Below are 14,538 nucleotides of genomic sequence, written 5' to 3' on the forward strand. Positions count from 1 at the left end.
CCAACCCACGGACTCCCCGCTGTTGCTGTTGCTTCGGATGTTGCTTCGGCAGGTGCAGGGCGCAGCCCTGCAAACAATCACCTCACCGTGCTGACCACGGTCGGCAGCTGCCAATGCCCTCCCGCCACGCCGCGGCACTGCCCGGTGGTGAACTCGCCGCTCTTCACGAATCGCGCGCCATCCCAGGCCCAGTCGTGGCCGGAGAAGCAGTCACCGATGCCGCGTCCACGGAAGCGCCCACGCAGCGTCGCGTCATCGCGATCAAAGTCCTCCGCGTTGGAGGTCACGAACTTCGCCTGGTACGGCGCCTTGTCCTGCACTACCCAGTAGCCGCTGCTGAAGTTGTAGGCACCCATGAAGCAGCTGGTGCTTGCCAGTACATGCTGGGCGTCCAGTCGCTGGGTCTCGATCTCGTCTGTCCCACCCTCGCTCAGGCGGCCGCACTCATCCGGCTTCGGCAGGCTGGCGATCAGTGCCTTGCGCAGGCCCGGTGCGTTCGCCAGTGCCGCGTCCGAGGCGCGCGGTGCCATCAGCGTGCCGCGCATGATCACTGGCACCGGCAACGCCGCAGGCACGCTCGCTTCAGCCTTGTCGCCACGCCGCACCAGCGCACCGGGCGTGCCCAGCCGGCCTTGGGCCTCGTCCATCTTCAGCAGTACGGCCGCTGCACCACTGTCGGAGATCGGCCACGCCTTGCCCTTGCCGTCGATGATGCCGATGCGTGCGTGGCGCGGCAGCGCGGCGACCAGCGCATCGGTCTGTCCCTGCTGCAGCAGTACTTGATCTCCTTCGCCGGTGTCGCGCACCGGGCCCAGGTCCTTGCCGTTCAGGCGCAGGCGCAGCGCCCCGGTCGGCGTCGCGCTTTCGCCATCCTCGCCATTGCGCAGCCGCGCGAGCACCTTCGTACCCGGGCCGCCCGCGCGTTCCAGCATCAGGCTGAGCAGATTGCCGGGTTGTTCCGGACTGTAGCCGGCGGCGCGGCAGGTGCGGGTGTTGTCACAGGCCAGCGATCAGTCGTTGTGCTGGAACTGCACGCCGGCCTTCGGTTCGGGCGTGGCGGCGTGGGTGGCCGGGGCCAGGGCGAGGCCCAGCAGCGCGGGAAGGAGCGTGCGATGCATGCGTTGAAGTCCATTTCCGGGCCGACAAGCATGGAAGATGGGCTGGCAAACTCCAAATGCCAGCGATCGGGGTGGAGCCTCCTGCGGGCAGAGAGATCCGACCCCGCGCTATCATGGGCATGTCTTCCGCAACCCGGCGATGCCGATGTCCCTTGCCGCCGATGCTGCGCAGCCGTCCTCTGATACGCCGATGATCCGCCGCCGCGATGCGGTCGTGCCCGGCAGCTGGCCAGACGGCACGCTGCCACTGCTGGCGCGACTCTATGCCAGCCGCGGCGCCGGTACGCCAGAGCTGGCACTGCCGAAGCTGGGCAGCCTCCACGCGCCGGAGCTGCTGACCGGCATCGATGATGCGGTGGGTCTGCTGATCGAGGCCATCGCCAACGACAAGCGCATCCTGGTGGTCGGCGATTTCGATTGCGATGGCGCCACCGCCTGTGCGGTCGGCGTGCGGGGCCTGCGCATGCTCGGCGCGCAACACGTCTTCCACGCGGTGCCGAACCGCATGGTGCACGGCTACGGCCTGTCACCTTCTCTGGTGGAGGAGCTGGCCGAGCTGCAGCCGGACCTGCTGGTCACGGTCGACCACGGCATCGCCTGCCATGCGGGCGTGATCGCGGCCAAGGCACGTGGCTGGCAGGTACTGGTCACCGACCATCATCTTCCCGGTCCGCAGCTGCCGCCGGCCGATGTCATCGTCGATCCCAATCTGGACGGCGATGCGTTCCCCAGCAAGTCGCTGGCCGGCGTCGGTGTGATCTTCTACGTGCTGATGGCGCTGCGCCGTCACATGCGCGAGGCCGGCGTCTTCGCCGATGGCAAGGGGCCGGACCTGACCACGCTGCTGGACCTGGTGGCGGTCGGCACCGTTGCCGACCTTGTGGCGCTGGATCCGAACAACCGGGCACTGGTCAGCGCGGGCCTGCGCCGTCTGCGCGCGGGGCAGGGCTGCGTCGGCCTGCGAGCGCTGATCGAAGCCAGCGGCCGTGATGCGGCGCGGCTGACCGCCACCGACATCGGCTTCGCGCTCGGCCCGCGCCTGAATGCCGCGGGCCGGCTGGAAGACATGGCGCTGGGCATCGCGCTGTTGCTGACCGAAGACCCGCGCCAGGCGCGGGAGATCGCGCAGACGCTGGAGCAGATCAACTCAGAACGCCGCGCGGTGCAGCAGGCGATGACCGATGACGCCGAGCAGGCGTTGACCCGCGTGGTGCTGGACATGGCCGGGCAGCGCCCGGTGGCCGCCTGCCTGTTCGATGCCGACTGGCATCCGGGTGTGGTCGGCCTGGTCGCGTCGAAGATGAAGGATCGCCTGCATCGCCCGGTGATCGCCTTCGCGCCGGCCGAACCCGGCGCCGACACCCTGCGAGGCTCGGCGCGCTCGATTCCCGGCCTGCACATCCGTGACGCGCTGGCGTTGGTCGATGCACGCCATCCGGGCCTGATCGAGCGCTTCGGTGGGCATGCCATGGCGGCCGGCCTCAGCCTGCGGCGTGACCACGTCGATTCCTTCAAGGCCGCCTTCGTCGCGGTGGTGCTGGAAATGCTCGACCCGGCGGCACTGCAGCAGCAGGTGCTCAGCGACGGCGAACTGGCCGCGGACGAGCTCGATCATCGCCACGCCGATGCGCTGCGGTTGGCCGGCCCATGGGGCCAGGGCTTCCCCGAACCCCTGTTCGACGGCCACTTCGAAGTGGCCAACTGGCGCGTGCTGAAGGAGCGCCACCTGAAGCTGGAACTGCGCCTCCCGGGCGTGCCTGGCACGATCAACGCGATCCACTTCGGCGGCTGGCACGGCAATGCCCCTGGCCGCCACGTGCATCTGGCCTACCGGCTGGCCTGCGACGACTATCGCGGCGGCAGCGCCATCCAGCTGATCGTGGAGCACTGCCTGCCCGCCTGAGAAAAAGGGGACGGAGGGGATTAAGTCGCAACTGGCAAACAGGGCATAAGCGACTTAATTCCCTCCGTCCCCTTTTTGGGGCCCCGCCAACCCCGTTACGGTTGCTGGTGCGTTCAACGATCCACGATCCCACTGGAGTCCGGTCATGGTCTTCGCCCGTTGCTGCACTGTGTTGTTGCTGGCCCTTGCGGCCTGGCCCGCTGGCGCACAGTCGCCGCCGATCTCCCGGCCGCAAGCCAGCACGCCGTTGTTGATTGCCCCGGCTGCCGAGCAGGCGGTCCAACTGCGACACGCCCGCATCGAAGGCGAAGTCCAGGCCGGCATTGCCCAGACCCGGATCACCTTGGAATTCCACAACCCGAACCGTCGTGTGCTGGAGGGTGAGCTGCAGTTCCCGCTGGCTGACGGCCAGCAGATCACCGGCTTCGCGCTGGATATCAACGGCGAGATGCGTGACGCGGTGCTGGTGGCCAAGGACCGCGGCCGCCAGGTGTTCGAGGAGATCGCCCGCCGTGGTGTCGATCCGGGCCTGCTGGAACAGACCGCCGGCAACCAGTTCCGCCTGCGCGTCTACCCGCTGCCGGCCGGTGGCAGTCGGCGTGTGCAGCTGGTGATCCGCGAACCGCTGGCCTTCGCCGGGCAAAGCTGGCAGTGGACGTTGCCGCTACAGTTCGCCGCCGGTGCAGCCTCGGTTGAACTGAAGGTGCATGCTCCCGACGCGGCCACCGCAGGTACTGCGCCATTCCGCATCAGCGCGGGCCAGCTGCAGTGGCAGGGCAAGGGTGCGCAGCTGCCGAAGCAACTGCAGTGGAACCTGCCGGCAGCCCGCCACGCACAGGTGCAGGTGGCGCCCTGGCAGGATGGGCACTACCTGTTGGCACAGCTGCCGGTGGCGGCCAGCAGTACACCCCGCACGTTGCCGAGCGAGATCGGCCTGCTGTGGGACGGCTCCGGTTCGGCGGGGCAGCGCGATCGCACACGTGAGTTCGCCCTGCTGGATCGCTATTTCGCCGCGCTGGGTGACGGCACCGTGGCCTTGACCGTCCTGCGCGATCGCGCCGAGCCGGTGCGTCGATTCCGTATCCGCGCCGGCAACTGGAACGAGCTGCGCGCAGCGTTGCAGGCGGTGCGCCCTGACGGTGCCAGCGCGCTGGCGCAGTGGCAGCCGCAGCCGGGCGTGAAGGAATACCTGCTGGTCAGCGATGGACTGTTGACCTACGGGCCGGAACAGCTGCCGGCGATGGCGCCGGATCAACGCTTGTTTGCGGTCAGCAGCGCCGGTGCGCGCACCGATGCCGTGCGACTGCGTGGTTGGAGCGAAGCGCGTGGCGGCCGCTTCGTTGCGCTGGGCGAGGATGTCGATTCGGCGGCGCGCGAGCTGCTGTCGTCGCCGCTGGATGTGCAGGTCGATGCGGGGCGCGGCGTGCAGGACGTGGTTATCGATCGTCGCAGTGAAGCCCAGGGCTGGCTGTGGCTGCACGCACGACTGGCGGCCGACGGAGTGCCGATGCGGGTGCGCGTGGGTGGCGGCGAATGGCAGGCGCTGCCCGCCACGCAGAAGAGCAACGACGGAGAACTGCTGGCGGGCTTGTGGGCGCAGGCGCGCCTGCAGCAGCTGGCCGCCGACCGCCGTGGCAACCGCGAGTCGATGCAGCGGCTGTCGCAGCAGTTTGGCCTGGTCGGCCCGGACACCTCGCTGATCGTGCTGGAGACGCTGGAGGACTACCTGCGCTATGCGATCCGCCCTTCGGGCACGCTGCGCGCCGGGTACGACGCCAGGTTTGCAGTGCAGGTAAGAGATCGCGCCGCTGCTGATCGCCAGCGCCTGGATGAAGTGGCGGCACGCTGGAAGGAGCGCCAGCAGTGGTGGAGCCGCAGCTGGCCGAAGGGCGGGCCGCCGCAGGCGAAGGGCGGGGCGCTGGAAGTGGCCTCGGCGGACTACGCGATGGAATCGGCGCCGGTGGCAATGCTCGCCGCGCCGGCCCCTGCGGCACCGCCCGCCCCGGCACCGATGGCCGCCGCCGCCGAGCAGCGCATGGAAGCCAGCCGCGCGCGTGCGCGTCGCTCTGCGCCTGCGTCGAACAAGGCCCTGGATTCAATAACGGTCACTGGTGGTCGTGTCGCTGCGCCCGCTGCCGCCAACGAGGGCGAGCTCGGCATCCAGCTGGCGGCCTGGCAGTCGGATTCGGCCATCGCCCGGCGCCTGCGTCAGGGCCCGGCGTCGCAAGTGTATGACCGCTACCTGGCCGAGCGCGATGCGCATGCCGACAGCAGCGCGTTCTTCCTCGACGTAGCCGACCTGCTGCTGGAGCAGGGTCAGCGCGACCTGGCACTGCGTGTGCTGTCGAACCTGGCCGAGATGGATCTGGACAACCGCCACCTGCTGCGCGTGCTCGGTTACCGGCTGATGCAGGCTGATGCCCCCGCACTGGCGGTGCCGGTGTTCGAGCAGGTCCTGGCGATGGGCCAGGAAGAACCGCAGAGCTTCCGCGACCTGGGCCTGGCACTGGCCGCGGCCGGCAAGCCGCAGCAGGCGCTGGCGCCGCTGTACCAGGTGGTGGTGCGGCCGTGGGACAGCCGCTTCGATGGCATCGCCCTGATCGCATTGGATGAACTGACCAACCTGGTGGCCCGCAGCACGCCCCGGCTGGATACCACCAGCATCGACCCGCGCCTGCTGCAGGCAATGCCACTGGACCTGCGCGTGGTGCTGTCGTGGGACGCCGACAACAGCGACATGGACCTGTGGGTGACCGACCCGAACGGCGAGCGCGCCTACTACGGCAACCGCCTGACCTACCAGGGTGGGCAGATGTCGGAGGACTTCACTGGTGGCTATGGCCCCGAGCAGTTCTCTCTGCGCAACGCCAAGCCAGGCAAGTACAAGGTGGAAGCGAACTACTTCGGAAGCCGGCAGCAGCTGGTGACCGGCGCGACGACCCTGATGCTGCGCCTGACCACCCACTGGGGCACGGCCAAGCAGAAGGACCAGATGGTGACGATGCGCCTGAAGGACCGTGCCGAGACCGTGCTGGTGGGCGAGTTCGAGGTGCGTTGATCGCTCGGACGTCCGCGTAGCGTCGAGCTTGCTCGACTGCTTTGCTGTAGAGCCGGGGCCATGCCCGGCTCACGGCACAGGCAGCCGAGCCTCGGCGCGGCGCTACAACGCCACGGTGCGCGCCTTTGACGCCGCTGGCGGTTCGGCACGCAGGCCGAACAGGGGCCGCAGCCAACGCACGCGACGGATCAGCAGTTCGTGGATCAGCAGGCAGCCGCCCACCGTGCCGCCCAGCAGCAGTGCCGGTTCCAGCCACGGTCCCAACTGAAGCGGCCTGAGCCAGAACAACAGCACGATGATCAGGCTCTGGTGCAGCATGTACCACGGATAGATCGCCTCGGTACAGTACGGCAGCCAGCGGAACGGGCGATCGAGGAAGACCTTTCCCCAGCCGAGGATGGCCAGCAGCGCGGTCCATACGTAAAGCGACTGGCTGGCCCGGCCCTGCAGGTCCCAGAACGGTTCGGGCCATTGCCGCAGCGGGGAATCGGCGGGCAGCACCTGGCCGAGGATGCGCAACCCCAGGTACCAGCCAACGGCAGCAAGCGCCAGCCACAGCGTGGTGCGGCGCAGGGCGACCACGCGCTGCCAGAACACCGGCTCACGACCCAGCAGGTAGCCGGCCAGGAATACCGTGGCGTACTTCGCGTGCTGGTACCAGTCGCTGAGCAGGGCATTGGTGGACGGGTAGATCGGCTCCAGCCAGATCACCCAGGCCAGCAGCAGGGCGGACGGAAGGCCGATCAGCAGCATCGGTGATGCTGCGCAGAACGCCACCGCGCGGCGCACCACCGCCGTTCCCAGCAATGGCATCAGCAGGGCCAGGGCCAGGGTGTAGTTCCAGAGATACGCCAGGTACCACAGATGGTTCCAGGTGATGCCGTACTGCCAACCGGCGAAACTCCCTTCCGGCCACGGCCGCACCTGCCAATAGCGCAGCAGGAAGTGGCCGAAGCCGGGTGCCACGTGGCCGTTGGCTACGCCTTCGCAATAGGGCTGGATCGGCACGATCACGAACATGCCGAACAGCAGCGGCAGCAGCAGCCGCCAGGTGCGCAGGCCGGCGAAGCGCAGCAACCTGCCTTCCGGCCGCATCAGCGCGATGGCGATACCCGAGATCAGGAACAGCAGCGACATCCGCCAGCGGTTGACGAACAGCATCGGCCACTGCAGCCATTCGGCGGTATGCACGCTCTTGAGGTGAAAGCCCCAGTCGTCCACGTAGGCCATGGCGGTGTGGTAGAGGATCAGCAGGGCGAAGGCGAACACGCGCAGGGCGTCGATGTCGTAGCGTCGGGTCATGGTGGTGGTGTGCCGGAGAGTCGAGCCAAGGTGACGCCGTCCGGTCCGTGCGGCGACCGGCAAGGGGCCGCTGGAACCGACGCAGTGACCAATGGCGGGGGTGGTGGGACCAATGGAGCCGCTACCCTTGGTCCCTTGAGGCAGGCTGGAGCACCGCAACGACATGGATGCAGCAATGACCCAGGGCCGACCATCGCGCTGGCGTACTTCAACCCGCCTGCTGGTATGGGCGGCGATCCTGTCGGCCTCGGCAGTGACCAATGCGCTGGTGGAAGTGATGGACGCCAGTCGCCGCGGCGCCGATCTCGGGCTGTGGGAGCCGATGATCTGGGAGTTCAGCAGCCTCGCCCTGATCCTGTTGACCCTGCCGTTGCTGTGGTGGGGCTGCGAGCGCTGGCCGCTGCATGCCGATACCTGGAGGCGGCGGTTGCCACTGTATCTGCTGGCCAGCGTCGGCTGGTCGCTGCTGCACGTGGTGGGGATGATGCTGCTGCGGCATCTGGCCTACGCGTCGCTGGGCTACCGCTACCAGGACGATGCCGGTTTGTTGGAGCGTTTTGCGTACGAGTACCTGAAGGATGTGCGCACGTTCGCGATGTTCGTGGCCCTCGAGCACTTTGCCAGCTGGTTCGGCAGGCGCAGGCAGGGCGAAGCGAGCCTGCTGGCCGAGCCCGACGTCGGCCCGCCGGTGGAGCCGGTCGAGCGCCCCCAGCATTTCCTCGTGCGCAAGCTGGGCAAGGAGTTCCTGGTTGCCACGGCCGACGTGGAGTACGCCCAGGCCGCGGGGAACTACGTGAACCTGCGGGTACGTGGCCACGACTACCCGCTGCGCATCACCATGGCGGTGCTGGAGCAGCGGCTGGACCCGGGCGAGTTCCTGCGCCCGCATCGCAGCTGGCTGATTAATCGCGGCCAGTTGCGCTCGATCGAGCCGCTGGACGGAGGCGAGGCCCTGCTGCACATGGCCGATGGAGCCAAAGTGCCCTGCAGCCGGCGCCAGCTGCCGGTCCTGCGGCAGGCGCTGGGCGGCGCGGGCGCGGGTAGAGTCGACTGTTGGTCGACTATCGCGCGCAGCGCGGGCTCCACCGCAACCTGAATGAAAAGCAGTCGACTGACAGGCGACTCTACAGGGGCGGGTCTACCAGTGGTTGGCTCCCAGCGGCAGGCCTGGTCCCTCATTCCGGGCGCCCCCGGCCTGCGGTATCATTGGCAGTCATCTTTTGAATGCATAACCGCCGACATGATCGAACTGAATCCTGTCCGCCAGCGCATCACCGATCTGACCGATCGCGTGCTGTCGCTTCGGGGGTATCTTTGACTACGACGCCAAGAAAGAGCGTCTTGAAGAAGTAACGCGGGAGCTGGAAAGCCCCGACGTCTGGAACAACGCCGAGTACGCCCAGAACCTGGGCCGCGAGCGTTCCAGCCTGGAAAAGACCGTGGGCGGCATCGCCTCGGTGCTGGATGGCCTGAACGACGCCACCGAACTGCTCGAGCTGGCCGAGTCCGAGCAGGACGAGGACACCGCACTGGCGGTGGTCGCCGACCTGGACAAGCACCAGGCGCACGTGGAGAAGCTGGAGTTCCAGCGCATGTTCTCCGGCGAGATGGACAATGCCGCTGCGTTCGTCGACATCCAGGCCGGTGCCGGTGGCACCGAAGCCCAGGACTGGGCCGAGATCCTGCTGCGCATGTACCTGCGCTGGTGTGAATCGCGCGGCTGGAAGACCGAGCTGATGGAAGTCTCCGGTGGCGACGTCGCCGGCATCAAGTCGGCCACGCTGCGCGTGGAAGGCGACTACGCCTATGGCTGGCTGAAGACCGAAACCGGCGTGCACCGCCTGGTGCGCAAGTCGCCGTTCGACTCGGACAACCGCCGCCACACCAGCTTCACCTCGGTGTTCGTGTCGCCGGAAATCGATGACAACATCGACATCACCATCAATCCGGCCGACCTGCGTACCGACGTGTACCGTTCGTCGGGTGCCGGTGGCCAGCACGTCAACAAGACCGAGTCGGCGGTGCGCATCACCCACATCCCGACCAACATCGTCGTGGCCTGCCAGACCGGCCGCAGCCAGCATCAGAACCGCGACAACGCGATGAAGATGCTGGCCGCCAAGCTGTACGAGCTGGAGATCCAGAAGCGCAACGCCGAAAAGGACGCCGTGGAAGCGACCAAGTCCGACATCGGGTGGGGCAGCCAGATCCGCAATTACGTGCTCGACCAGAGCCGCATCAAGGACCTGCGTACCGGCATCGAACGTTCGGATACGCAGAAGGTGCTGGACGGCGATCTGGACGAGTTCGTCGAGGCCAGCCTGAAGGCCGGCCTGGCCGTGGGCTCCAAGCGCGTCGATGCCTGATCGGCGCGCCTGCGCGGATATCGTCACCCTCGTGCGCAACGCCGAGGGTGGCTGATCACGCTTCCGGTAGAGCCGAGCCCATGCTCGGCTGCTGTTGGCGCGGTAGCAGATGCGTCGAGCATGGCTCGACGCTACAACAGGTACGGCGGTAGCGATGATGCGCAGCGAAAGTGAACGCAAGGAACTCGGCGGCTTCCTCAAGGCCTGCCGCGCCCGTGTCGACCCCGCCACGCTTGGCCTGCCGGCTGGGCGGCGGCGCACCCCGGGCCTGAAGCGCGAGGAAGTGGCGCTGGCGATCGGGGTCAGCGTGAGCTGGTACACCTGGATCGAGCAGGGTCGTGAAGTGCGCGCCTCTCCCGAAGTGCTCGAGCGCCTGGCACAGGTGCTGCGCATGAGCGACGACGAACGCGCCTATGCATTCGCGCTGTCCGGCTACGGCGTGCCGCTGCAATCACCGGACGAGAGTGTGACCGACGGCCTGCGCCAGCTGGTGGAGGCGATGCAGCCGATCCCGGCGTACGTGCGCAACACCCGCTTCGACATCCTGGCCTGGAATCCGGCCATTGCCGATCTGTTCGTGGACTACAGCCAGCTGGCACCGCATGAGCGCAACACGCTGCGGCTGATGTTCCTGTACCCGCCGTACCGCACACTGATCCTCAACTGGGAAGAAATGACCCGCGGCCTGCTGGCAGGCTTCCGCGCGGCGATGGCGCAGGCGCCGGACAAGGCCCCGTTCCTGGCGCTGGTCGAGGACATCTCGGCGCACAGCGAGGAGTTCCGCCAGTGGTGGCCGGAGCACGATGTGCGCCGGTTCGATGAAGGTGCGAAGAAGCTGAACCACCCCACGCGCGGGTTGCTGGACCTGCAGTACGTGGCGCTGGTGCCGGAGAGCCGGCATGACCTTTCCCTGGTGACCTACCTGCCGCGGAAGTAGGGGGTGTTCGGCAGGGCTTGCAGCCCTGCACCTGCTCAATGCAACGGCCAACGCCAGAGCCAGAGCTAGGTTCCGTGGTTTGGCGGGGCGGTGTCGGAGTGCGGGGACGCCGCAAGTACGTCCGTGTAGGCTTGGCAGCCGCATCCATGCGGCTGACACCCCGCACGCCGACACCGCCCCACCTTCGACAGGTTCACGCGGTTGTTGGCAACTGCGGCTTTGTTCCGCGCGGCTGTTGGTAGGTGTCGACCTTGGTCGACACGATCTTTCTCTCAGAAATCGAATGAGTCATCCACGCATGGCGTGGGTCTACTGTGTCGACCAAGGTCGACACCCACCAACAGCAACGCACTGCGCCGTCCCGACAGATCGCGGGAAATTGTCGAAGGCGGGATGGGTCCGGTTGCGGGAGTGTCCGCGGCATGGATGCCGCGGCCAAGCCCCCAAGGACGGGTTTACGGCGTCTCCCGCAACCGGACCCACCCCGCCATCCCTCAGGAAACCAGCTTCTGCTGTTGCTGTTGCTGTTGCTGTTGCTCTGGATCGTAGCGGGTGCAGGGCGCAGCCCTGCCGAAAACCCCATTCAGGCAGGTAAGTGCAGGTCACAGGATAAGCAGACGCCTTGTTGCCTCCGCCATTCGGGTCCACATTCCTGTGCAGGAGACGGGCCGCCCGCCCGTTGTCGAGACACCAGGAGCCCTGCATGTCCGCTGCCCCCACCACCGCCATTTCCCGTGATCCGGCCACCGGCCAGCAGATCGCCAGCCATCCCTTCGCCACCGACGCCGAGCTGGAAACAATCCTGGATCGCGGCCAGGTCGGCTTTGCGGCCTGGAGCATCAAGAGCCTCGAACAGCGCGCAGACGTACTGCGTGCGATGGCCGCGGTGCTACGCCGTGACCGTGAAAAGCTGGCCGCGCTGGCTACCGCCGAAATGGGCAAGGTCCAGGCCGAAGCGCTGGCCGAAATCGAGAAGTGTGCTGTGCTGTGCGACTGGTACGCCGACAACGGTGCGCAGTTCCTGCGCGACGAACCGACCCAGGTGCCCGACGACAAGGCCTACGTGTCCTACCTGCCGCTGGGCGTGGTGCTGGGCATCATGCCGTGGAACTTCCCGTACTGGCAGGTGATGCGCGCGGCGGTGCCGATCCTGATGGGCGGCAACGGCTTCCTGCTGAAGCCGGCCGAGAACATCGTCGGTACCGCGCAGCTGCTCGACGCCGCCTGGCGCGATGCCGGCTTGCCGGAGGGCACCTTCATCGCGGCCAACATCAGCCGCGAGGGCACCAGCCGCGCGATCGCAGATGACCGCATCGCGGCGGTGACCCTGACCGGCAGTGTGGCCGCCGGCCGCAGCATTGCTGCACAGGCCGGGCAGGCGCTGAAGAAGGTGGTGCTGGAACTGGGCGGTTCCGATCCGTTCATCGTCCTGGCCGATGCCGATCTTGATGCGGCCGTCGATGCGGCGGTGGCCTCGCGCTTCCAGAACACCGGGCAGGTCTGCATCGCCGGCAAGCGCATCATCGTCGAAGACGCGGTCTACGATCGTTTCGTGGCGCAGTTCTGCCAGAAGGTGCAGGCACTGACCATTGGCGACGGCCGCGACCCGGCGAACCGCATCGGCCCGATGGCGCGCCAGGATCTGCTGGAGCAGCTCGACGCGCAGGTACGTGCTTCGGTCGACGCCGGTGCGCAGCTGCTGGTCGGCGGGCACCAGCTGGATCGTCCGGGTGCGTTCTATGCCCCCACCGTGCTGGCCGGGGTTGAGCCGGGCATGCAGGCCTTCGACACCGAAACGTTCGGGCCGGTGGCCTCGATCAGCCGCGCCCGCGACGCCGACCATGCGGTGGAACTGGCCAACCAGAGCGAGTTCGGCCTCAGCGGCAACCTGTGGAGCGGCGACCGCGCCCGTGCGATGCAGCTGGCGCGCCGGCTGCAGACTGGCGGTGTATTCGTCAACGGCTTCTCCGCGTCCGATCCGCGCGTGCCGATCGGCGGCGTGAAGAAGAGCGGCTTCGGCCGTGAGCTCTCGCACTTCGGCATCCGCGAATTCGTCAACGCGCAGACGGTGTGGTTCGACAAGCGTTGACGCGCAGCTTCCATCCTTCCTGCAACGATCCACCATCAGTCCAGCGAAAAGGACGGCATTCCAATGTCCAAGGGTTCAGATCTGCTTGTCGCCGCACTTGAGAACGAAGGCGTCGAGCGCATTTTCGGCATTCCCGGCGAAGAAAATCTCGACGTGGTCGAGTCGCTGCGCCATTCCAGCATCGAGCTGGTCATCACCCGCCACGAGCAGGCGGCGGTGTTCATGGCGGCCACCTATGGCCGCCTGACCGGCAAGCCGGGCGTGTGCCTGGCCACGCTCGGCCCCGGCGCGCTGAATTTCACCACCGGCGCCGCGTATGCGCTGCTTGGCGCATGGCCGGTCATCATGATCACCGGGCAGAAGGGCATCGTCGCCAGCAAGCAGGCGCGCTTCCAGATCGTCGACATCGTCAGCACGATGAAGCCGCTGACCAAGCAGGCGCGGCAGATCGTGTCGGCGCGCACCATCCCGACCATCGTCCGCGAGGCGTTCCGTGTCGCCCAGGAAGAGCGCCCGGGCCCGGTGCTGCTGGAGCTGCCCGAAGATATCGCGGCCGATGAGGTCGAGGGCGTGGCGCTGATTCCGCCGCACGCGGTGGATCGTCCCATTGCCAGTCCGGAGGCGCTGGATCGGGCGGCGGAGATCATCCGCAACGCCAGGCGCCCCCTGCTGATGATCGCCTCGGCGGCGTCGCGGCCGCAGTCCAGCGAAGCGCTGTCGGCGTTCGTGTTGCGCGCCGGCATTCCGTTCTTCACCACGCAGATGGGCAAGGGCGCGGTGGCCGGTGGTTCGGGCCTGTACATGGGCACCGCGGCGCTGACCGAGCGCGATTACGTGCACATGGCGATCGACCAGGCCGACGTGATCGTGACCATCGGCCACGAGGTCACCGAGAAGCCGCCGTTCGTGATGCGCCCGGGTGGGCCGACCGTGATCCATATCGGCTACTCGCAGGCGGCGGTGGAGCAGGTGTACTTCCCACAGGTGGAAGTGATCGGTGACATCGGTCGTTCGCTGACCCAGTTGGCCGATCGTATCGAAGGCGCGGTGCCAAACGCTGACGCGCTGCTGCCGCTGCGCGCGACCATTCTGGAACACCTGGCTGACCGAGCCGAGGAGGCTGGATTCACGCCTCAGCGGCTGGTGCACGACGTGCGCCAGGTGATGCCGCCGGACGGCATCGTGGCGCTGGACAACGGCATGTACAAGATCTGGTTCGCGCGCAATTACCGCACCCAGGTGGCCAATACGCTGCTGCTGGACAATGCGTTGGCGACCATGGGCGCGGGCCTGCCGTCGGCGATCATGGCTTCGATCCTGTACCCGCAGCGGCGGGTGCTGGCGGTGTGTGGCGATGGCGGGTTCATGATGAACAGCCAGGAGCTGGAGACCGCGCGTCGGCTGGGCCTGAACCTGGTGGTGCTGATCCTCAACGACGGCGCCTACGGCATGATCCGCTGGAAGCAGGCGGTGGATGGCTTCACCGACTACGGCATGACCTTCAGCAATCCCGATTTCGTGAAGTATGCCGAGGCCTATGGCTGCAAGGGGCATGAGGTGACGGCCATCGAGCAGTTCATCCCGACCCTGGAGGCGGCCTTCAACGAGGGCGGGGTGCACCTGGTGTCGGTGCCGATCGATTACTCGGAGAACCAGCGGGTGCTGGTGGACGAGCTGCGGCAGGCGTTTCCCGGGAACGGTTGACGCCGGGACGAGCGCCAACCAAGGTTGGCGGCCATCTGGGCGGGCCCGGCCCAAGGCCGGG

General features: G+C 67.5%; 9 protein-coding genes. 7 read left to right on the forward strand and 2 right to left on the reverse strand.

Features of this window, described 5'->3' with window-relative positions; all coding sequences use genetic code 11:
• Positions 1 to 77 precede the first annotated feature (77 nt).
• Entirely contained in the window at positions 78 to 1,007 is a 930-nt protein-coding gene (locus AC5P60_RS13485) for a DUF1176 domain-containing protein (RefSeq protein ID WP_483693033.1), read from the reverse strand.
• A gap of 256 nt (positions 1,008 to 1,263) precedes the next feature.
• On the opposite strand from AC5P60_RS13485, the gene recJ reads away from it, so the two are divergent.
• Both recJ and AC5P60_RS13495 read left to right on the forward strand, forming a co-directional pair.
• Positions 1,264 to 3,021: a single-stranded-DNA-specific exonuclease RecJ gene (gene recJ, locus AC5P60_RS13490; protein ID WP_049402830.1), complete on the forward strand. Its 1,758-nt coding sequence runs from the start codon at positions 1,264 to 1,266 to the stop codon at positions 3,019 to 3,021.
• 145 nt (positions 3,022 to 3,166) lie between these two features.
• Positions 3,167 to 6,079, forward strand: coding sequence for a DUF2135 domain-containing protein (locus tag AC5P60_RS13495; protein WP_483692733.1), 2,913 nt, complete (start codon positions 3,167 to 3,169; stop codon positions 6,077 to 6,079).
• Between the two features lie 102 nt (positions 6,080 to 6,181).
• Here AC5P60_RS13495 and AC5P60_RS13500 read toward each other — a convergent pair whose 3' ends face one another.
• A complete protein-coding gene (locus AC5P60_RS13500; protein WP_049402813.1) occupies positions 6,182 to 7,381 on the reverse strand; it encodes an acyltransferase family protein in 1,200 nt (399 codons plus the stop codon).
• A gap of 175 nt (positions 7,382 to 7,556) precedes the next feature.
• Between AC5P60_RS13500 and AC5P60_RS13505 the strand changes: the two genes are divergently transcribed.
• The 5 genes from AC5P60_RS13505 to AC5P60_RS13525 all read left to right on the forward strand — a co-directional run bounded on the left by AC5P60_RS13505 (position 7,557) and on the right by AC5P60_RS13525 (position 14,477).
• A complete protein-coding gene (locus tag AC5P60_RS13505; RefSeq protein WP_024958345.1) occupies positions 7,557 to 8,477 on the forward strand; it encodes a LytTR family DNA-binding domain-containing protein in 921 nt (306 codons plus the stop codon).
• Between the two features lie 144 nt (positions 8,478 to 8,621).
• A protein-coding gene (prfB, locus tag AC5P60_RS13510) for a peptide chain release factor 2 (RefSeq protein ID WP_014037064.1) occupies positions 8,622 to 9,747 on the forward strand; the annotation gives its coding sequence in 2 pieces (ribosomal slippage) (positions 8,622 to 8,696 and positions 8,698 to 9,747; 1,125 coding nt in all).
• A 154-nt stretch (positions 9,748 to 9,901) separates the two neighbouring features.
• On the forward strand, positions 9,902 to 10,684 hold the full coding sequence (locus AC5P60_RS13515) for a helix-turn-helix transcriptional regulator (protein WP_049452205.1): 783 nt from the start codon (positions 9,902 to 9,904) through the stop codon (positions 10,682 to 10,684).
• A gap of 703 nt (positions 10,685 to 11,387) precedes the next feature.
• Positions 11,388 to 12,773, forward strand: a complete 1,386-nt coding sequence (locus AC5P60_RS13520; RefSeq protein ID WP_033832968.1) for an NAD-dependent succinate-semialdehyde dehydrogenase — start codon at positions 11,388 to 11,390, stop codon at positions 12,771 to 12,773.
• Positions 12,774 to 12,836: 63 nt separating this feature from the next.
• Positions 12,837 to 14,477, forward strand: coding sequence for an acetolactate synthase large subunit (locus AC5P60_RS13525; RefSeq protein ID WP_483692731.1), 1,641 nt, complete (start codon positions 12,837 to 12,839; stop codon positions 14,475 to 14,477).
• The last annotated feature ends 61 nt before the right edge of the window (positions 14,478 to 14,538 follow it).

The sequence above is a fragment of the Stenotrophomonas sp. YJH_SMC_120 genome (assembly GCF_059368675.1).

Coding starts and splice junctions, on each gene's coding strand:
- AC5P60_RS13505 (WP_024958345.1), top strand. CDS start 7,557: ATGACCCAGGGCCGACCATCGCGCTGGCGTACTTCAACCCGCCTGCTG.
- AC5P60_RS13495 (WP_483692733.1), top strand. CDS start 3,167: ATGGTCTTCGCCCGTTGCTGCACTGTGTTGTTGCTGGCCCTTGCGGCC.
- AC5P60_RS13520 (WP_033832968.1), top strand. CDS start 11,388: ATGTCCGCTGCCCCCACCACCGCCATTTCCCGTGATCCGGCCACCGGC.
- recJ (WP_049402830.1), top strand. CDS start 1,264: ATGTCCCTTGCCGCCGATGCTGCGCAGCCGTCCTCTGATACGCCGATG.
- AC5P60_RS13500 (WP_049402813.1), bottom strand. CDS start 7,381: ATGACCCGACGCTACGACATCGACGCCCTGCGCGTGTTCGCCTTCGCC.
- AC5P60_RS13515 (WP_049452205.1), top strand. CDS start 9,902: ATGATGCGCAGCGAAAGTGAACGCAAGGAACTCGGCGGCTTCCTCAAG.
- AC5P60_RS13525 (WP_483692731.1), top strand. CDS start 12,837: ATGTCCAAGGGTTCAGATCTGCTTGTCGCCGCACTTGAGAACGAAGGC.